The organism is Bartonella chomelii, from assembly GCF_014138465.1.
GTDB lineage: Bacteria > Pseudomonadota > Alphaproteobacteria > Rhizobiales > Rhizobiaceae > Bartonella > Bartonella schoenbuchensis.
Genome location: NZ_JACJIR010000001.1, coordinates 1 through 19715, shown reverse-complemented (window position 1 = coordinate 19715; position 19715 = coordinate 1). Strand labels below are relative to the sequence as shown.

Sequence of the window (19715 nt, the reverse complement as noted above, 5' to 3'; positions counted from 1 at the left end):
AAGACTTCAATTAGACAATAAAATGCTTTCTTTAATAATGAATACCAATTCTAATTTTTACATATTGATTTCTAGCTTTAATTATTTTCTACGCCTCCTAAAGACATAAAACTATTTTTTATTCAACTGTTACTGATTTGGCTAAATTACGAGGTTGATCAACGTCTGTTCCCAATAAAACAGCTGTGTGATAAGCGATTAACTGAATAGGTAAAGTATAAATAATAGGTGCAATAAATTCTGGAATCTCTGGCAAAATAATAGTCGATGAAGAACTAAAACGTGTAGCCTCCATTCCTCTTTTATCCGTTATCAAAATAATACGGCCATTGCGGGCTGCCACTTCTTGCATATTAGAAAAAGTCTTTTCAAACCATTTATCATAAGGTGCAATAACAATAACTGGTATTGTTTTATCAACCAATGCAATCGGTCCATGCTTCAATTCACCCGCTGCATAACCTTCAGCGTGAATATAAGAAAGTTCTTTTAATTTGAGTGCTCCCTCCAAAGCAATCGGATAAGAAGTACCACGCCCAAGATAGAGAACACCTTTTGCATTCACTAAATCACGACAAATGTACTCAATTGTGTTCTCAAGTTTTAAAACCTCATTTAAAATTCGTGGTATCTCTGCTAACTGTTGAACCAACCGCTGTTCTACCGTTTCTAAAAGGCATCCACGTTGCTTAGCTGCACACAAAGCCATTGAAGCAAGTGTTGATAATTGACAGATAAAAGCTTTCGTTGAAGCAACACCAATTTCTGGACCAGCTAATGTCGGTAAAACAAAATCAGCTTCCCTTGCCATTGTTGATTGCTCAACATTTACAACTGTCGCTGTTTTTACACCGCAATCCCTACAGTAACGTAAAGATGCTAATGTATCCGCTGTTTCACCGGATTGAGAAACAAATACCGACAATGCATCAGTTGTCATAGGTGGTTCCCGATAACGAAATTCAGAAGCCACATCATTATCAACACTTAAAGCAGCAAGACTTTCAAACCAATAACGTGCAACTAAGGTTGAATAATAAGCAGTTCCACAACTTGCAAATAATAATCGGTTAACATTTCTCCAATCAATTGAGTTTTCAAGTGGGCGAACTTTATAATTTCCAAGATCAAGATAACGCGCTAAATTATGAGAAATAACATCAGGTTGTTCAAATATTTCTTTGTGCATAAAATGACGATGACTACCTTTGGAAACAAACAAAGTGCCGTCACACAATGTTGTAATGGGGCGCTCTGTCTGCTGATCGTCTGCATTATAAATTGTTACCCCCTCACGTGTAAGAACAGCCAAATCCCCATCTTCCATATAGCTTATACGATTTGTAAATGAAGCTAAAGCAATTGCATCTGATCCTACAAAAAATTCATCCTTACCATAGCCAATCGCTAAAGGGGGGCCAGAACGAACAGCAATTATCAGATTATCTTCACCTTCAAAAATAAGAGCAATCGCAAAAGCACCCTTTAATTTTTTCCAACTTGTGTATGTTGCTTCCTTCGGAGAAAGACCACCTTTTAACGCACGAGTAATTAAATGAGCAATAACTTCTGTATCAGTTTCCGTTTCAAAAATATAACCATCTTCGACGAGTTCTTTTCGCAATTCTACAAAATTTTCAATAATACCATTGTGCACAATTGCAAGCCGATCGGTCATATGGGGATGAGCATTGCGTTCTACAGGGACGCCATGTGTAGCCCAACGTGTATGGCCAATTCCCAAATTACCTTTTAAAGGTGTGTTTTTTAGTTTTTCTTCTAAATGAGCCAACTTACCTTCGGCTCGAATACGATGAAGGTGCCCATTAAATACTGTTGCTAAACCAGATGAATCATAACCCCTGTATTCAAGACGTCTCAAACCATCAACCAGATAGAATGCAACAGGTTTATTTCCAACAATTCCGATAATTCCGCACATTAGAAAGCTCCAATCTACATCCTTAAGTTTATAACAGTCCCATAAACAATTAGACTAACCCCATTCAAAATTTTAAGCGACCATATGAAATAGAATATGCTATGATCATAAAAAAGGATAAATTTTTATTATAATTGCTTAAGCCACCATAAAACAAAAAAAGAAATTGAAATATTTACTTTTTTTGTTCGTTTATTGATAAACGTGTACGCAATTTTGTTGCACGATTTTCTTTTATTACCTGCCGTGCACGCCCCAAAGCTAGACTGTTTATAGGAACATCTTCAGTGATAACACTTCCTGAAGCGATATAGGAATCTTTTCCGATAATCAATGGAGCAACAAGTGCTGAATTAGATCCAATAAAAACATTGTCATCAATCATAGTTTTATATTTATGAAAGCCATCATAATTACACGTAATCGTACCAGCTCCGATATTAGTATGTGAGCCAATTTCTGCATCACCAATATAACTCAAATGGTTAATTTTAGCAGCCTCCCCCACCTTTGCTTGTTTAATTTCACAAAAATTCCCAATCTTAACTGATCGTGCTAACTCTGTCCCAGGGCGTAAACGTGCATAAGGACCAATTTGCGTATCTGCACCAACAAAAGCCCCTTCTAAATAACTAAATGCGCGAATAACTGCACCAGATTGTACCTTAACCCCTGGTCCAAAATAAACATTTGGCTCAATCAAAACACCTGGTTCAATTTCTGTATCATAAGAAAAATAAACACTTTCTGGCTTCAATATTGTCACACCAGATAACATGAAATCACGTGCTTTACGTTTCTGCCATAAAGTATCAACTTCAGAAAGTTCAAAACAGTTATTAACTCCTATAACATTATCAAAAGGTACTTCAATGACTCGAATATCTAGCCCTTCACGTGATGCAATAGAAACAACATCTGTTAAATAATATTCTTGCTGCGCATTATTATTACTAATTTTATCCAAGAGAGAAAGCGCATGCTTTCCATTAATAGCCATTATTCCGCCATTACAAAAAGAATTCTTTTTCTCTTCATCACTTGCATCTTTTTCTTCTACAATAGCTATAAATTTACCATTTTTTTCGATAAGGCGGCCATATCCCGTTGGATCAGGAGCATAAAAACCAGCCACAACAACATCTGCTCCCATAGCAAGAGGAGCGCGAATCCGTGTCAATGAAGTATGCTCAATCAAAGGAGTATCACCAAAGATAATTAGAACATCATCTATTCCTTTTTGTAAAGCTAGTCGAGCAGATAAAACAGCATGAGCAGTTCCTAAACGCTCCTTTTGTTCAAAAATCATGACATCTTTTACACATGATTGAACAACTTTAGTAACATCTTTTCCACCAGCACCAACGACAACTGCTAATTGTGAAAAACCTGCCAATTCTACTTGTTTTACCACATGGCATATAAGTGGTAACCCTGCCACCTTATGAAGTACTTTGGGGAGAAACGACTTCATACGCGTTCCCTCCCCTGCCGCAAGAACAATAGAAAGACAACTTCTAATCATAAAACACACAAAAATTAACGAAAAAAGCTAAACCAACGAGAAATATCCTGCCAACTGATAGCTTCAACATTGCTCAGTAAAGGATAATTTTCCAAAAGCCAAAATGAAAAGTTCTGAATATAGCCCGTCAAAAATAAAATACCTGTGATAACTAGAAAAATACCAATAATTTTTTCAACTTTTCCTAAATGAACACGAAAAGCTCCCAAAAACTTCATAAAACTGCTTGAAAATAAAGCTGCCAATACAAAAGGAACTGCGAGACCTAACGAATAAAATCCTAAAAGGATAGCCCCCTCACCTACAGTTTCTTTTGTTCCTGCAAGCGTTATAATAGGCCCTAAGATTGGGCCAATACATGGTGTCCAACCAAATGCGAAAGCTAAACCTATAACATAAGCCCCCAAAGGCCCAGTAGGAATTTTACGCGTCTGAAAACGTGCCTCCCGAGATAACAAGTTAATTTTAAAAACATGCAAAAAATTTAAACCAAAAATGATGATAATAATTCCAGCAGCAATAGCAAACCAATCACGATAATAACCTATAAATTTGCCAATTGTACTTGCACTTGCCCCCAAAGCAACAAAAACAGTTGTAAACCCAAGCACAAAAGCAAAAACAGAAGATAAAAGTGCCAAGCGTACAGATGTGTTTCCATTCTCCTTTTCTGAACGAAAATCGTCAACACTAATACCAGCCATATAGCATAAATAAGGAGGAACTAACGGCAAAACACACGGTGATAAAAAAGATAATGCACCGGCAAAAAACACACTCAATATTGAAAATTCTAAAACCAAAATTTTATACCTATTCTCAATTACAGTTTATATTCACAAATGATGATCAATTTATCGCTTCATCAAATTTCTGTATATTTTGTGTATCTGCTATAACATTTATATCTTCATCTCGACCAGAAACTACTGAAAAAACTTTTTGATAAATTTGATCTTTATTTTTAGCAATTGCAATATAATCACCTTCAGCCAATACAAGCGAAACATAAGCCCCAACCGTTTCATAAACAATATCACCAGACTCATTAGTAATCGACCAACTTGTATCTGCCAACGCCTCTCCTCCTTCTTGACGGACCAACTTTAATACAATCTGAGCTGCTTGATGTTGAAAGGTTACCTCAATAATTTTGCCCGCATCCACTTGGATATCCGAACGTGTTATGGCATTAACCGAACCATAATGAGAAACAACATGGTAATGACCTGTTTTTAAACGTACAATCGATTGAGGTTTCACATTCGACAAAATCACGCCCATATCATCATTTTCCTCTGCATCTTTATAGATAGTAAAATATAATTCCTTTTCGTTAACCGTACCATTAAGGAGTGTGCTGTTAAAAACAATACCACCAGCATTAAGATTAAAATTTTTGACGAACTCTTGTCCATTTTTTAAATTTACCTGATCTACCATACTTGCATGGCCAAATGAAACATGTACAAGATAACTGCCCTCTTCTAAATCAAAATGTGCAGTGCCACCTTCAAAAGTCGCAATCAATGGTAATTTATTATCAATTCCCAAGATAGGTGTATAAACACGCCATACTAATCCTTTTGTAATATTCTCGCTGTTACGAGTTAATCGAGCATTGAGTGTTAGTTTAGCCTGAGAATGCTCCTGTTCATGATTTTCAGAATGTGTAATGGAAGTTATCGGTTGCTCTTGTTGATAGTTTTGAAGCTCTTTTTCTTCAGAAAATGCACTATCATTCCAAATCAACAAAACAGGTATTATAGCTAACCGTAAAGTCTGACGTAATATTTTTGTAAATATGCTCATCTCTACATTGTTGACCAAAGCAACAATCTTTTCAAGAAGCAATGTCAGAGAATCATTATTCTAAATTGAAAAACTAACACCACAACCACATGATGAGGCAGCATTGGGATTATGTATTTGAAAAGATTGCTCCATGAGATTGTCAACAAAATCAATTTCTGCCCCTTTCATGAAAGGAAGAGAGAGTGAATCAATTAATATAACCGCTCCATCTTTTTTTATAACGAGATCATCTTCTCTACTTTCAGAAACTAAATCATATTTATATGAAAAACCTGAACACCCACCACCTTCAACAGAAATTCGTAACGCTATTTTATCGGGTTTACTTGAAAGTATCTGTGCAATCCGTTTAGCAGCAAAATCTGATATTTTTACACTCATTTTTACACACCCTTGCATTAAACTGTTGAGAAAGCGTATCCTAAACAGATAAAAGCTTGTTAATAACAAATTGATTTTAAATTTAAGGTGAGAATGGATAACTTGCAATGGATAATAATACCAATTTCAATTACCAATCTCGGGCAATATATAGCACAAATCCACAAAGAAGCCGTGGTAGATTATTTAATGAAGCTATAAGTACCATACGTACACCTTTTCAACGAGATAGGGATCGTATTATTCACTCTAATGCATTTCGACGTCTTAAACATAAAACCCAAGTGTTTATTGCCGACGAAAGTGATCATTATCGCACTCGCCTTACCCATTCGATCGAAGTTTCCCAAATCGCGCGTACATTAGCTCGTGCATTATATCTTGATGAAGATCTTGCCGAAGCCATCGCTCTTGTGCACGACTTTGGGCATACGCCTTTTGGGCATGCAGGGGAAGATGCTCTTAATGAAGCAATGGCACCTTATGGCGGTTTTGATCATAACGCACAAGCATTACGCATTGTTACAAAGCTTGAACATCGTTACGCAAACTTTGATGGATTAAATCTCACCTGGGAAACACTTGAAGGACTTGTGAAACATAATGGACCTCTTTTAGGCCCTCATTCTTCCAATAAAAATGTCCCTATTGATATTTTGCAATATAATGCACAACAAGATCTTGAACTTGACTGTTTTGCTGGATTAGAAGCGCAATGTGCTGCTATTGCCGATGACATTGCTTACAATGCTCATGATATTGATGATGGTTTACGCGCACATTTTTTAACAATTAATCAATTTGAAAATATTTCGTTAACCGCTTCATTATTACACGATATTGAACAAGAATACCCACAGCTTGACCAAACTCGGCGTGGTTACGAACTGGTACGCAGACAAATAACAGTCATGGTTGAGGATGTTATCGAACAATCACAAAAAAACTTAACACTCATAAAACCTGAAAGTGTAAACGACATTCACCAAGCAGGACAAACTATTGTTACTTTTTCTCCCACAATGGCCATTCAAGAAAAACAGTTAAAGGATTTTTTATTTCAAAATCTTTATTATCATGACCAAGTCCTCACGCGTCGAAATGCAGCAAAACAGGTTATACAAAAATTATTTGATTGTTATTATAAAAATCCAGAACTCATGCCTGAAAACTGGTGCAACAAAATAGCTCATTTAACAAATCAGGAATTGGCACGTCTCATTGCTGATTTTTTATCAGGTATGACAGACCACTATGCATTGCGTGAATACCGCCGACTATTTGACCATACAGATGATTTCGTTTAATTAATTTCGAATACAATATGGAATTAGAATATGAATATCTTTAAAAGTTTCGAAAAAAAAATTAAAAAATTAATCGAATTATCTGATATAAAAGAAAAAAATAGAGAAACTTTAGATCTATCAAAAGTTACTGTTGACCCCCCACGAGATCCTTCGCACGGTCATCTATCAACCAATGCAGCTATGGTGCTTGCAAAATCTGTTGGACTTAATCCACGCATACTCGCAGAAAAAATCATAGAACTTCTAAAAAATGATCAGTCTATTGAATGCATTAATGTTGCTGGTCCTGGGTTTATTAATATCAAACTGACAAAATCATTTTGGCAAGACGTATTAAAATCAATGATTGAAGCAGGTATAACCTATGGTCGCAGCCAAATAGGACAGGGTAAACGAGTCAATGTTGAGTATGTCTCTGCAAATCCAACAGGTCCAATGCACGTTGGACATTGCAGAGGTGCCGTTATTGGAGATGTTCTTTCTAATTTGCTTCAATTTGTTGGCTACAATGTCACTAAAGAATATTACATTAATGATGCTGGTGGACAAGTTGAAGTACTAGCGCATTCTGTTTTGTTGCGCTACCGCCAAGCACTTGGGCAAACAATCAATGAAATTCCAGAAGGGCTATATCCTGGTGAGTATCTGATACCATTAGGGCAATCACTTGCTCAAGAATTTGGTGACCAATTACTTACTATAGATAAAGCCGAAGCTTTATCTATAGTAAAAGAGCGTGCAATTGATGCAATGATGGCTATGATTCGCGATGATTTATCTGCCTTGAACATTCAGCATGACGTTTTTTTTTCCGAACGAATGCTTTATGCTGATAATGCGCAAGCCATTCGCAGCGCAATCAATGACCTCACTTTAAATGGTTATATCTATAAAGGTATACTCTCTCCACCAAAAGGGAAAGTCATAGAAGATTGGGAACCACACGAGCAAACCTTGTTCCGTTCAACTGATGTCGGTGATGATCAAGACCGTGTTCTAATTAAATCTGATGGTTCCTATACTTATTTTGCCGCTGACATTGCTTATTTTCGTGATAAATTTAATCGCCATTTTGACGAGATGATTTATATTCTAGGTGCAGATCACGCCGGATACGTGAAACGATTAGAAGCAGTGGCAAAAGCAATTTCTGGAGATAAAGCCAAACTGGCTGTTTTCTTATGCCAATTAGTAAAACTCTTTCGTAATGGTCAACCTGTACGTATGTCTAAAAGAGAGGGATCGTTTGTCACCCTGCGCGATGTTGTAGAAGAAGTTGGTTGTGATCCAGTGCGTTTTATGATGCTTTATCGTAAATGTGAAGCACCTCTTGATTTTGACTTCACAAGAGTGACAGAACAATCAAAAGATAATCCTATTTTTTATGTGCAATATGCAAGTGCACGTTGTCACTCAGTTTTTCGTCAAGCACAAGAAAGCCTGCATATTGACAACCTTTCAAGCAATATAATGATTCCTTATCTTGACAAATTAATAGATGATAGCGAAATATCATTAATACGTAAACTTGCTGAATATCCACGTATTATTGAACAAGCTGTAACTCATAAAGAGCCGCACCGACTAGCGTTTTATCTTTATGATCTTGCTTCAAACTTTCATGGACATTGGAATAAAGGTAATGATAATCCTGATTTACGCTTTACAAAACTTGAAGATAAAGAATTGTCCTTGGCTAGATTAGGTTTGATTCAAGCTGTCATTAATATTTTATCATCAGGACTTCAAATTGTAGGAATAAAAGCATCAACAGAAATGCGTTGAAAAAGTCCTACAAAGCTATAAAATGGATTTTTTATTAAAAATGTTTTTTGTATACTTCTTTTATAAAGATGCATTTTTTTGATTGAAAGAAAAGATTTTATAATTCCAAATATAATAAATCTAAATTAACAAACTTACTGCATTCAAACGCAGATCATCATGTGAGAAAACTTATGAGCGATAATAATCGCAAAAATTTGCAAGAAGAAAAACAAAATCATGAACAGCATGATTTTGTGGAAGAGTTTACGCAAATTTTCAATTCAAACACACAAAATAGAAATCAAAATTCTCATCATACTCACTCTTCGTTAGAATCTGATTATTCTATACCTCAAACTCCATTCCAAAATGATGATCTTGACCTTCCCTTTTTAGAAGACAATTTTGAAAATAATTCAGTGGGTGATTTGCCATTTGACAGTCAAGATGAGCAATGGAATTTACAATCAAACGTTAACAATCCAACTTCAATGGATACAGCTGCCCCTGCTCCCAATCACTCAGAAAAAAATAGTTCTTTTTCTGAAGGAATGCATTCTTATTCTCCCCATAATGATGAAGAACAAATCTTAGAAGCACTTTCCCCATTACCCATTCAGAAGAATGAAGGCCTACAAGATAAAACGGCACCAACTAATATTGATCCTTTTTTTGAAACAGATGATTTTAACGCAAATTTAGAAAATTTTTTTCTTGATGAGATAGACGAACAAAATAAAAATACAGTCACTAAAAAAGCATATGAAGAAACTGAAGCTTTTTTACAAACAAATGCGCAACAGCCCATAACTAACAATACACAATCGAACTATGATGACAAGCAAAGCGCTTATCACACACCTGTAAATTCTCCTTATGAGACGCAGGCTAATCAACAGAATTTGGGTAATAATCATTATGATGGTGGATTCTTAAAACAAGAAGATGAAACTGCGAAAATTGCAGAATATAAAGATGCGCAAACCCAATATTCCCAAAACAATATAAATACTACTGAGGATATTTCTCATCAAAACAGTACGAGTGAAATTTGGAACAATCAAAATAATTTAAGTGACACACAAGCCTTATCAGAACCTTTTAATACCACACAAACAGAAAATTTTTTTGTAGATGAGCATTCTCATAATAACAATCCTCCTCCAGAGGTTGATACTTATAAATTTGCAGACGAAATCGTAGAAAAAACTGAACCCATTATGGCTTCGAAAATTCTCTATGAAGCCCCCAAACATGATGTACCTACTGATGGTCTTCAAAAAGAATTCTCTGAAGTATTCAATGTAGGAAATGTCTCTTCAGAAGATTTTTTACAGCAGCATCAAGATGACTTTTTCAATGAAATTTTTCATCATACTAAGCAAGATCCAGAAGAAAGCTCACCTCTAAACACCTTGCAACAGAGTGCTAACCATTCTTCTGTTGAAAACAAAGAACAACCTTTCCCTCCTCCTTCCAATAGTTCGCAACATAAATCTGCAGACGAAGTGCCCACCCATGTATTGGCAACTGCATATTCGAGAAATTTTATCAGAAAAAGTTTTATTAGAGGTGTTATTCTTTTTGCTCTAATTGCAATTAGTATTTTTAGCTATTTTCGCTTTATATCACCAAGTGAAAATGAAAGCCCACTCATTATCCATGCTGATAACACACCTTTTAAAGTCAAGCCAGAAACAACTGAAACTGAAAATAACGTTACTCATGATTTAAAAATTTACAATCAAAAAAATAGTAAAGACGAAACACAAGAAAGTGCACAACAACCTCTTGTTGACAGTTCTGAAACGCCTGAAAATTTAACAGTATTAAATGAGAAGGCACCTGAAAATGAGGAAGCACCTGAAAATACCTCTTCTGCTTCTTCTCATGATGAACCTAATATTGAAGATGCAATTACAGAAGCTCTCGACCATACTGTACCAACACGAGAGGTTCAAACTGTTATTGTAAAAGCAGATGGTACAATGGTACTTGCTCCAGCGCATCAGACAAATGAAAAACCAGCAGATCAGTCTACAGAACCTACTAATCAATCTGAAGCAATTAATCAATCTGTTGATCAACCTCAAGATGACTCTGTAGATTCCGTGCAATCGCCCGATATCAACAATAATCAAGCAGAAGATGATACTGCAACAAATATTGACACAATTATCGCGGAAAGTGCTTCTATCCCTGATGATGGAAATTTCTTTACTCCTGATGAAAGTCCTTCTATTCCTAATTCTGAAAAGAAAACTAAAGCTTCATTCATACCAGTGCCTTTATCTGTAAAACCTAATCCAACTGCACAAACACACAGTGATGATCGTTCAAATCTACCGGCACAAGTAACGACACAAAACTCAGAAAATTACTATGTACAACTTGCATCGCACCCAACGTCTGAATTAGCTGAAAATTCTTTGAGAAAATTAAAATCCAAATTCGGGTCTCTTATTGGTGAGCGTCCTTTCAATATTCAATCTACTTCTATACCAGAAAAAGGGACCTATTATCGTGTGCGTATTCAAACTCAAAATCGTAATGAAGCTATAAATCTCTGCGAAAATATCAAAATCTCTGGCGGAAATTGCTTTGTCACACGCTAAATAATATAGTAACAGCTAAAAAACTGTTGCTATGTTTTACTTATTTTTTCTTAATTCAATTCTATAGCATTACCTTATAAAAACGCGTTCTTGTGATTTTGTAAAAAATTCAAAAGTAAAAACAAGAAAATAATAAACACAAAAATAGCCAAAAGCCTTTATTAAGTAAAATACGTATTTTTATTTTCCGTTCGTTTTTACAGTTCCACACGTTTCTCACATATGTGAATGAGTTTAATTACTCATTGTGAATTCTTCTCTTTATTTTCCCTAATTTTAAATCATTCAAATGATGTACATACATATAGTTATTCAGATTTTTATTTCAGAAGAACAATGAATATTTACAAAAGTTTTTTAGTCTCTCAACATATTCTTAAAGTAAAACTCTGACAATACAGTCGAAAATATTTAAGAATAATCTCACACCTGCAATAAAAACATTGACACTAAGAAATTGCTAATCATAATGTTGTAATTGAAATGTCTTGTTATCTTCTCAGTAAAAATATATAAAAATAAAACATAATCTCAGAAGGTTTCATTTATGACTTCTTTTACATCATCTCTTCCATTTAAAATAGAAAAGCATCCGTCACCTTTATCAAACGAAAAACGAGAAGAAATTCTAAAAAATCCTGGCTTTGGTCAATTTTTTACAGATCATATGGGGATTATTCAATGGAATGAAGAAAAAGGTTGGCACAATGCCACTATTTCTCAGTACAAATCTCTAGAGATTAATCCTGCCAGTACCGTTTTGCACTATGCTCAAGGAATTTTTGAAGGCTTGAAAGCATACCGTGCAAAAGATGAACGTATTTTATTATTTCGTCCTGATGCTAACGCGCAACGTTTTGCAGAATCTGCCAAACGATTAGCTATGCCTGAACTACCAAAAGATATCTTTTTAGATGCTATTAATCAATTGGTGAAAATTGATCAAAAGTGGGTTTCTGACCATCCAAATGCTAGCCTCTATTTACGCCCATTCATGTTTGGTAATGAAAGCTTCTTAAAAGTCCGTCCTTCCCGAGAGTATATTTTTTGCATTATAGCATCTCCAGTTGAGTCATATTTCACAGGAGAAAAAACCGTTAGTGTATGGCTTGAAACAGAATATAGCCGTGCTGGTCCAGGTGGTACGGGAGCTGCTAAATGTAGTGGAAATTATGCAGCAGGCTTACTTGCACAAAATAACGCAATTAAAAATAATTGTAGTCAAGTGCTGTTCCTTGATATGGTTGAACATAAATGGATTGAAGAGCTTGGTGGTATGAATATTTGCTTTATTATGGCAAATAATACTCTTGTAACACCTGCATTAAATGGCACCATTCTTTCAGGAATAACGCGTGATTCAATTTTGAAATTAGCGCAACAAATGAATCTAACAATAGAAGAGCGTCCTTATTCCTTTGAATCTCTGAAAGAAGACGCACAAAATGGTAAACTTAAAGAAGTTTTTGCCTGTGGTACTGCTGCTGTTATCACATCAATTGGACGATTTAAATATAAAGGGGGAGAATTTGCCATTGGGGATGAAACAATTGGTGAGATTACAGCAAAACTTCACGCACAACTAATTGGTATTCAAAAAGGAAATATAGAAGATAAAAATGGCTGGGTGCACCTTGTTCAACTCACTTAAAAACTCATAAAAACTAAAGAATATCTTTAAAATTCATTCTTAAACTTTATAAGAATTAACTTCTAAAAGGCTTCTTTTGTTTTTTAAAAACAACAGCTTAAAAAAATAAAAAAATCAGCTAAATTTTGATTGGGTTTTGTGCTGTGTCTTAATATTACGAATTGTGCCCGTACATGAACGCATCACAATAGTTTCTGTCTGAATATAATTGCGTGTAAACTTAACACCAGAAAGCATATTACCATCAGTCACGCCTGTTGCAGCAAACAAGACATCACCCTTTGCCATTTCCTCCATTGTATAAGCTTTATTTGGATCACTAATTCCCATTTTGGCAGCGCGTGCAATCTTTTCTTCTGTATCAAGTTTTAAACGCCCTTGCATTTGCCCACCAATGCAACGCAAAGCCGCTGCAGCTAACACCCCTTCTGGTGCTCCACCAATACCCATGTAAATATCAATACCCGTTTCATCTGGATCAGTTGTATGAATAACACCAGCAACATCACCATCACCAATCAAACGGATCGATGCACCAGTTGCACGTACTTTACTAATCAGTTCTGTGTGGCGAGGCCGATCCATAATGCAGACAGTAATTTGATCAACAGCCACTCCCTTAGCCTTTGCAAGAGCATAAATATTATCTGCAGGTTCAGCATCTATATCCACCAAACCCTTCGGATAGCCAGGACCAATAGCAATTTTTTGCATATAAACATCCGGGGCATAAAGCAAATTACCTTTTTCAGCAATCGCAATTACTGCAAGCGAATTAGCTAAATTTTTAGCGCAAATTGTCGTTCCCTCAAGTGGATCAAGTGCAATATCAACTTCTGGCCCAGTGCGAAGCCCTACCTTTTCTCCAATATAAAGCATAGGAGCTTCATCGCGTTCACCTTCACCAATCACAACCGTACCATCAATAGGTAAACGATTAAGCTCCTGACGCATTGCATCCACAGCAGCTTGATCAGCTGCTTTTTCATCACCACGCCCTCGTAAACGTGCAGCTGCTACAGCAGCACATTCAGTCACACGGACTAATTCAAGCGTTAAAATACGATCAAGTCCATTTAAAATATTATGAGTTACTTTGGGCATATAAAAATCCTACCAGATTGGTATTATATTAGCTAATAACATTAGCATTCACTATCAAATGTTAACAATAAAACTTTTTCGTAAAAATAAAAGCCTTCTACAAAAAAATAATCAACTTTCCCCTTTATCATCATAAAATAAATAGGATCATATAAAATAAATCTCCGTAATTTTATGTCATACGTTCGATACGAATGAATCGAGATCTTGCAACAAGGTGACCATCTTCTGCAATTCTTGCAAGCGCCTGTTGTATGTTTGTCTCTGTTGTTTCATGCGTAACTAAAATAATTGTTTTTGTTCCCCCAATTTGACCTTCTACAAAAGATCTCTGAACAATGGACTCCAATGAAATGTCGTAATCAGCCATATGCTTTGCAACCGTCGCAAAAACACCAGCGCGATCATGAACACTCAAACGAATAAAGTAACCACCTGCATGGGTAGCAATGCATGCTTTTTTATAAGGAGTAAGCGCTAATGTTGGCCGTCCCAAAACAGATCCACACTGAAAACCAGGACGTGCTTTTGCTATGTCAGCTAAATCCCCGATAACTGCTGAAGCTGTTGCCGCCCCTCCAGCACCAGGACCAGAAAATAGTAACTCACCCAATAAATCACTTTGAATGGCAAGTGCATTAGTGACATCATGAATTTGTGCAATTACCGATGATGTGGGTACCATTGCCGGATGAACACGTTGCTCAATTCCCGTATCAGTTTTTAACGCAACCCCTAAAAGTTTAATACGATAACCCAATTCATCAGCTGCGCGGATATCAACTTGCGAGATATTGCTAATCCCTTCAACATAAACATCATCCAATGAAATGACAGTTCCAAACGCCAAACTTGTTAATAAAGCTAATTTATGAGCGGTATCGTGACCTTCAATATCAAAAATCGGATCAGCCTCAGCATAACCAAGTTTTTGCGCGTCTGCCAAGCAATCTTTAAATGAGAGACCTTCAGTAAACATGCGCGTTAATATATAATTACAGGTTCCATTAAGAATCCCATAAATTCGTGACACATGATTACTGGAAAGAGATTCTCTCATCACTTTGATAACAGGAATTCCACCCGCGACAGCAGCTTCAAAATTAAGAAAAACGCCTTTTTCTTCTGCATGAGTAGCAAGTGCTACTCCATGTCGGGCTAACAGCGCTTTATTGGCAGTAACAACATGATGTCCTGCCTTAAGAGCCGCCTCAACTGAAGCATGCGCAACATTTAATTCACCACCAATCAATTCAACAAAAACATCAATTTCATTAGAAGAAGCCATTTGCACAGGTGAATCGAACCATTTAACATGACTCAAATCAATTCCACGATCACGGTCCTTATCACGTGCACTAACAGCAACAACTTCTATGGGACGTCTGCAATGACAAGCTAAAGTATTTGCTTTTTCGCGTAAAATTCGAACAACTGAAGCGCCAACCGTTCCAAGGCCTCCAATTCCAACCCTCAAAGCTTCCGCCATTATTTAAACTGCCTGCTAATTTCTTATCTTTATTGAAAATATTTGAAATAACACTTGCTTTTGATGCAAATCGTACTCATTCACAACGAATACACTACGTACTTATTACACTCCCACTTTTAAAATGACAACAACATCTGCTTATTTAGTCAAACATTCAAAAATTATAAGGAATACAAAATTTGCATTTTTAAAGAATAAACTTAAAAACTATAACTTGCATGGGTATATAAATGCTGCAAAATTTAAGTAAGGTCACGCATGTTAAAGCAGTTGTTATTTTCTATATCCAGCAGTTCCCCCCCTCACCTACCCATTCTAATACTGCAAAGACTTTAGAGCTTAATATAAATTCAACGTTTATATACTGCGTTTAAACATCTGAAAGCTTGAAATTGATAAATAAATTATCCTCAAAATAAAACGCTGTATTTAAATAATTACCGATTTCCGTTTCATGCAGTCTGATACAACGTTTTTCAATTTCATAACGCAATATTCTCTTATTTTTCAATTAAATTCAATGAATCTGCGATTTGTGTCTAAAAAAACAGCTTTCATATGACATGCATCATTTCTTAGTTAATTAATAAGAAGCTGTCATTATGTTTTGTCAAATTGTTTCTTAACTACCAAACGCTACCGATTTTCATCATTCCTCATTTGTTTACCAAAAGTGGAAATAATAAAATATCATTTGGTTATTATCGTTACTAGCGTTAAGATTTTTTACCAACTTTTATAATTATTTCGTAGATTTTCTCATTTAATGTTGTGCGGAATCATGTGAATTGCATCAACATATATATTTAAACTAATCCAATAAAATGCGTTTTTTGTAAAAAAATCACTCATAGGGGTTGCGAAGTAAAAAGATCCTCTCTATAAGCCTCATCACTGGTTTGCGCCCATCGTCTAGCGGTTAGGACATCGCCCTTTCACGGCGGAAACAGGGGTTCGATTCCCCTTGGGCGTACCAGTTATTAATAAAATCAATAGGTTATTGTAAAAGTAAGGGAATTTGTACTTATTGATTCTATTAAGCTTTTTTATACCCTATCCCGCACCTTTTTGAAGTTTTTTATCGCTTATTCCTACCCATTTTTCCTAGATATTAAATCAGATTCGTAGGCATGATACTTGACTTTTATTGTTATGGTTCGTATAGTTATAGTATACGATAGGAAATGGTAATGGCAATTGTAAGTTTCAAGCATAAAGGCTTAAAATTATTTTATACGACGGGCTCCACAAAAGCTATTCAAGCAGCTCACGCAAAAAAGTTACGTATTATCTTAACGGCTTTAACAAGTGCTACATGCCCTGAAATGCTGAAAGCACCTGCTTTTAAAATGCACTCTCTTAAAGGTGAATTTACGGGTTACTATTCCATATGGGTTAACGGCAATTGGCGCATTACCTTTCGTTTTATCGGAACAGATGTTGAACTTGTTGATTATCAAGATTACCATTGATGAAAGGAAGTAAAAAATGATGCATAACCCCGCACATCCAGGTGAAGTTCTAAAAATAGCCTTTTTGGAAGAAATGGAGATAACAATACAAAAATTAGCCGACCATCTCCATGTGACAAGAGCTTCTCTATCAAGAGTTATTAATGGGCACGCTTCTATGAGCACCGAGCTTGCAGTTAAACTAGAATTAGCTGGTTTTAGTAAAGCGAAATTTTGGTTAGATATGCAAACAAATTATAATTTATGGCAAACAATGCAACGGGCACAACCACCTATTCGTCCTCTGGTTTCTGATACTACTCAAACGCCATTTTGATTCATCATTGATTTTTATGGCTCTTGGTTTGTTTTTAAAACTATGGTTTATAACGCTAACCTTTTTGAAGTTTTTTGATTGATTCCAGAGCTAATCTTTTGCGGTCAGCTGTCTTTGTATAAAGAGATGCCATTTCATCATCAGTCCATCCAAAAATCGCTTTAAGTTGTGAAACCGTAGCACCAGCATTGGCAGCTCTTGTTGCGGCTAATTTTCTCAAACCGTGGGCTGATTTTTTTATTCCCGCTTCATTACAAGCGTCTCTAAACAAGTTACCAAAAGTTTCTTTGGTTAGTTTTTTTTCCCCTTTCCCACAAATGAATGTTTCATCACCAATAGGACCCGTTTCAAGTGTTTTCGTTAATTCGGGTAAAATGGGAAGAAAAACATCTGTCTGAAATTTGCTTTTTTCTGTTTTTAAATGAATAATATTATCTTTAACATCCTTCCAACCGATGCGTACAACATCTCCCCGTCGTAAGCCTGTGTAGAGAAGAACATCAAGCCATACACGTTCATGTGTACCAAGAGGCCATTGTTGATAATATTTATTGATATCTTCTTCTGTCCAAGCAGGGAAACCATCCTTGTTTTTAAGAGATGGTCTTTTAACCCCTGCAGCAGGATTATCTTCCAAAAGCCCTTGTTCAATTGCCCATTTAAAAAGCCCATTAACTGCTTTTAGAAAATTCTGAGCATTTGCTGGTGTTTCCTTGCGTCTTTCAACACCAGCTATAATATGCGACTTTTTAATTGCTTTGTACGGAATATCTCCTATGGCATCTGATACTTTCATTAAAATGAGTTCTTTTTGTCTTTTCGTAGCATGAGCTAGGTTATGCCAGGTGAGGCTATTAAAATATTGTTTTAGAAGCCATATGAAACTACCTTCAACCAGTTTACCAGGTTTAGATTTAGGGAGCTTGTATCCTTGTAACTCAGAAAGAGCATCTTTATAATCGTCGACAAATTCTTGTGTACCATAGACTCCATGCACTCTACGCCTTGGACCATGACTAATGCGAACATACCATATAGTTTTACCATGGCGTGTAATTTCCTTGACAAGATGAGGTGGCCGTTGTTTAGGCATGACAGGACCTTACATACCAATGTCATAATCAAAATCATCCTTTGAGAGATCTAGTAATCTGTCTGGATGGGTAGCTGTATTTGGTACGGTGATGTCAGGTTTAAGATAAATTAAGAGCTCACCAGTTGGTTTGATTTCCATTAACTCGCAACCTTGCTTTTTAGCCTCTCGTAAAGCCCGAGCAATGGCTGGCTGTGTTATAGTAGGGTGGCGATGAGCCATGTTGAATTTCCTTAATTTTGAGTGCACTTCACCTGTTGTGTGAAGCACACATGTGTTGAAAAGGGTGTGTTTTGATTGATTTTTAGATGTGTTGAGAAGAAATGGTTGTTGCTGTTCTTTTAAAGTCAGCAATTTCGGCATTAGCAAAGCCGTGAATCTCTTCTTGAGTACGGATCTGTTTTTGGAGTAGAGTACTCAGGCATTTTAATCCTTTGGATGTAATTTTTGCACTAGGAACGCTCTTTTTTCTTCCACTGGTGGTTTGAATGGTTTTTGGTACATAACCCATCAATCCTTCATCTATTTTGACATAGTAAGGTACCAAACTTTTATCAGTGCGACGATGAATCCAACGATGATTAAGCAAACAGCTCGTTAAATCCTCAAGGCGCATACCTAACTTTTCTGCTGCATCATTTATATCAATCAGATCATCAGATTGTTCTAAATGTTCAAGTTTTTCTGTCTTTGGGGTTAACTGAGCAATGATATGATCTTTGCGTTCACTTTCATTTTTTAAGTATGTAAAAAAATCTAACATGACCTGAGGATTTGAGTAGTCAATTTGAGAAAGTGTCATTTGTTTTGCTTTTCGTTCGCATTCAATGAAATATTGACGTGCTTGCTTTCCCTTTTCATTGCGCTCAATCATAGCAAGTTCTTTTGCCATGTCTAAAGTAAGGTAGTATTCCATGCTTGGATGAGCGTTTTGTTTTGATTTTACTAAAACTTGAATAAAACTCACAAAGTCCTTATTTTCTAGAAAACCATACTCTTTAATACGGTTTTTAATCCAATCGTTAAAATTGAAATTAACTTCCAAAAACGTATACAATTCATGTGCATTAACTGTTTGTATGGTTTCTTGATTAATTGTGTGGTTCCAAATAGCGATAGGCGTTTCCATTATTAGACCCTCCGATAATTCATGTTTAAAACATCACAAGGACGCAAACGGTGTTGCTCTTCATAAGTACCGTAGACTTCATCAGCATATTTCTGCTTTTCTA

16 protein-coding genes and 1 tRNA gene are annotated in these 19715 nt (G+C 36.0%); 7 read left to right on the top strand and 10 right to left on the bottom strand.

Annotated features, from left to right (window positions below; all coding sequences use genetic code 11):
* Positions 1 to 118 precede the first annotated feature (118 nt).
* The 5 genes from glmS to GGR10_RS00065 form a co-directional block, all read right to left on the bottom strand.
* Positions 119 to 1942 carry a glutamine--fructose-6-phosphate transaminase (isomerizing) gene (gene glmS / locus GGR10_RS00085; RefSeq protein ID WP_182479384.1) on the bottom strand — a complete coding sequence of 608 codons (1824 nt, stop codon included), beginning with the start codon at positions 1940 to 1942 and terminating at the stop codon, positions 119 to 121.
* Between the two features lie 175 nt (positions 1943 to 2117).
* Complete coding sequence (gene glmU, locus GGR10_RS00080) at positions 2118 to 3467, bottom strand: bifunctional UDP-N-acetylglucosamine diphosphorylase/glucosamine-1-phosphate N-acetyltransferase GlmU (RefSeq protein ID WP_182479383.1); 1350 nt, start codon at positions 3465 to 3467, stop codon at positions 2118 to 2120.
* A 14-nt stretch (positions 3468 to 3481) separates the two neighbouring features.
* Positions 3482 to 4270 (bottom strand): cytochrome c biogenesis CcdA family protein, encoded by a 789-nt coding sequence (locus tag GGR10_RS00075; protein WP_182479382.1) that lies wholly within the window; start codon positions 4268 to 4270, stop codon positions 3482 to 3484.
* A gap of 46 nt (positions 4271 to 4316) precedes the next feature.
* Positions 4317 to 5321, bottom strand: coding sequence for a carboxypeptidase regulatory-like domain-containing protein (locus GGR10_RS00070; protein WP_182479381.1), 1005 nt, complete (start codon positions 5319 to 5321; stop codon positions 4317 to 4319).
* A gap of 18 nt (positions 5322 to 5339) precedes the next feature.
* Positions 5340 to 5663 (bottom strand): HesB/IscA family protein, encoded by a 324-nt coding sequence (locus GGR10_RS00065; RefSeq protein WP_010703836.1) that lies wholly within the window; start codon positions 5661 to 5663, stop codon positions 5340 to 5342.
* A 107-nt stretch (positions 5664 to 5770) separates the two neighbouring features.
* Here GGR10_RS00065 and GGR10_RS00060 point away from each other — a divergent pair, with 107 nt between their 5' ends.
* From GGR10_RS00060 to GGR10_RS00045, 4 genes are all read left to right on the top strand, one after another.
* Entirely contained in the window at positions 5771 to 6970 is a 1200-nt protein-coding gene (locus GGR10_RS00060) for a deoxyguanosinetriphosphate triphosphohydrolase (protein WP_182479380.1), read from the top strand.
* 30 nt (positions 6971 to 7000) lie between these two features.
* Positions 7001 to 8758 (top strand): arginine--tRNA ligase, encoded by a 1758-nt coding sequence (gene argS, locus GGR10_RS00055; RefSeq protein ID WP_182479379.1) that lies wholly within the window; start codon positions 7001 to 7003, stop codon positions 8756 to 8758.
* Between the two features lie 173 nt (positions 8759 to 8931).
* Positions 8932 to 11355, top strand: coding sequence for an SPOR domain-containing protein (locus tag GGR10_RS00050; RefSeq protein ID WP_182479378.1), 2424 nt, complete (start codon positions 8932 to 8934; stop codon positions 11353 to 11355).
* A gap of 547 nt (positions 11356 to 11902) precedes the next feature.
* A complete protein-coding gene (locus tag GGR10_RS00045) occupies positions 11903 to 13006 on the top strand; it encodes a branched-chain amino acid aminotransferase (protein WP_182479377.1) in 1104 nt (367 codons plus the stop codon).
* 114 nt (positions 13007 to 13120) lie between these two features.
* Here GGR10_RS00045 and glpX read toward each other — a convergent pair whose 3' ends face one another.
* Both glpX and GGR10_RS00035 read right to left on the bottom strand, forming a co-directional pair.
* Positions 13121 to 14110 carry a class II fructose-bisphosphatase gene (glpX, locus tag GGR10_RS00040; RefSeq protein ID WP_182479376.1) on the bottom strand — a complete coding sequence of 330 codons (990 nt, stop codon included), beginning with the start codon at positions 14108 to 14110 and terminating at the stop codon, positions 13121 to 13123.
* 172 nt (positions 14111 to 14282) lie between these two features.
* Entirely contained in the window at positions 14283 to 15599 is a 1317-nt protein-coding gene (locus GGR10_RS00035; protein WP_182479375.1) for a homoserine dehydrogenase, read from the bottom strand.
* A 904-nt stretch (positions 15600 to 16503) separates the two neighbouring features.
* Here GGR10_RS00035 and GGR10_RS00030 point away from each other — a divergent pair.
* The 3 genes from GGR10_RS00030 (at position 16504) to GGR10_RS00020 (ending at position 17390) form a co-directional block, all read left to right on the top strand.
* Positions 16504 to 16578, top strand: a tRNA-Glu gene (locus GGR10_RS00030).
* A 214-nt stretch (positions 16579 to 16792) separates the two neighbouring features.
* Positions 16793 to 17074 (top strand): type II toxin-antitoxin system RelE/ParE family toxin, encoded by a 282-nt coding sequence (locus tag GGR10_RS00025; protein WP_182479374.1) that lies wholly within the window; start codon positions 16793 to 16795, stop codon positions 17072 to 17074.
* A gap of 16 nt (positions 17075 to 17090) precedes the next feature.
* On the top strand, positions 17091 to 17390 hold the full coding sequence (locus tag GGR10_RS00020; RefSeq protein WP_182479373.1) for a HigA family addiction module antitoxin: 300 nt from the start codon (positions 17091 to 17093) through the stop codon (positions 17388 to 17390).
* Between the two features lie 55 nt (positions 17391 to 17445).
* On the opposite strand, the gene GGR10_RS00015 is transcribed toward GGR10_RS00020, so the two are convergent.
* The 3 genes from GGR10_RS00015 to GGR10_RS00005 all read right to left on the bottom strand — a co-directional run bounded on the left by GGR10_RS00015 (position 17446) and on the right by GGR10_RS00005 (position 19612).
* Positions 17446 to 18483 carry a tyrosine-type recombinase/integrase gene (locus GGR10_RS00015; RefSeq protein ID WP_182479372.1) on the bottom strand — a complete coding sequence of 346 codons (1038 nt, stop codon included), beginning with the start codon at positions 18481 to 18483 and terminating at the stop codon, positions 17446 to 17448.
* Between the two features lie 9 nt (positions 18484 to 18492).
* Entirely contained in the window at positions 18493 to 18705 is a 213-nt protein-coding gene (locus GGR10_RS00010; protein WP_182479371.1) for a hypothetical protein, read from the bottom strand.
* Positions 18706 to 18787: 82 nt separating this feature from the next.
* Complete coding sequence (locus GGR10_RS00005; RefSeq protein ID WP_182479370.1) at positions 18788 to 19612, bottom strand: antA/AntB antirepressor family protein; 825 nt, start codon at positions 19610 to 19612, stop codon at positions 18788 to 18790.
* Positions 19613 to 19715: the final 103 nt, after the last annotated feature.

What these genes read in the sequence shown, in the direction of transcription:
- glmS (WP_182479384.1), bottom strand. Translation starts at nt 1,942, where the DNA reads ATGTGCGGAATTATCGGAATTGTTGGAAATAAACCTGTTGCATTCTAT.
- glmU (WP_182479383.1), bottom strand. Translation starts at nt 3,467, where the DNA reads ATGATTAGAAGTTGTCTTTCTATTGTTCTTGCGGCAGGGGAGGGAACG.
- GGR10_RS00065 (WP_010703836.1), bottom strand. Translation starts at nt 5,663, where the DNA reads ATGAGTGTAAAAATATCAGATTTTGCTGCTAAACGGATTGCACAGATA.
- GGR10_RS00060 (WP_182479380.1), top strand. Translation starts at nt 5,771, where the DNA reads ATGGATAATAATACCAATTTCAATTACCAATCTCGGGCAATATATAGC.
- argS (WP_182479379.1), top strand. Translation starts at nt 7,001, where the DNA reads ATGAATATCTTTAAAAGTTTCGAAAAAAAAATTAAAAAATTAATCGAA.
- GGR10_RS00050 (WP_182479378.1), top strand. Translation starts at nt 8,932, where the DNA reads ATGAGCGATAATAATCGCAAAAATTTGCAAGAAGAAAAACAAAATCAT.
- GGR10_RS00045 (WP_182479377.1), top strand. Translation starts at nt 11,903, where the DNA reads ATGACTTCTTTTACATCATCTCTTCCATTTAAAATAGAAAAGCATCCG.
- glpX (WP_182479376.1), bottom strand. Translation starts at nt 14,110, where the DNA reads ATGCCCAAAGTAACTCATAATATTTTAAATGGACTTGATCGTATTTTA.
- GGR10_RS00035 (WP_182479375.1), bottom strand. Translation starts at nt 15,599, where the DNA reads ATGGCGGAAGCTTTGAGGGTTGGAATTGGAGGCCTTGGAACGGTTGGC.
- GGR10_RS00025 (WP_182479374.1), top strand. Translation starts at nt 16,793, where the DNA reads ATGGCAATTGTAAGTTTCAAGCATAAAGGCTTAAAATTATTTTATACG.
- GGR10_RS00020 (WP_182479373.1), top strand. Translation starts at nt 17,091, where the DNA reads ATGATGCATAACCCCGCACATCCAGGTGAAGTTCTAAAAATAGCCTTT.
- GGR10_RS00015 (WP_182479372.1), bottom strand. Translation starts at nt 18,483, where the DNA reads ATGCCTAAACAACGGCCACCTCATCTTGTCAAGGAAATTACACGCCAT.
- GGR10_RS00010 (WP_182479371.1), bottom strand. Translation starts at nt 18,705, where the DNA reads ATGGCTCATCGCCACCCTACTATAACACAGCCAGCCATTGCTCGGGCT.
- GGR10_RS00005 (WP_182479370.1), bottom strand. Translation starts at nt 19,612, where the DNA reads ATGGAAACGCCTATCGCTATTTGGAACCACACAATTAATCAAGAAACC.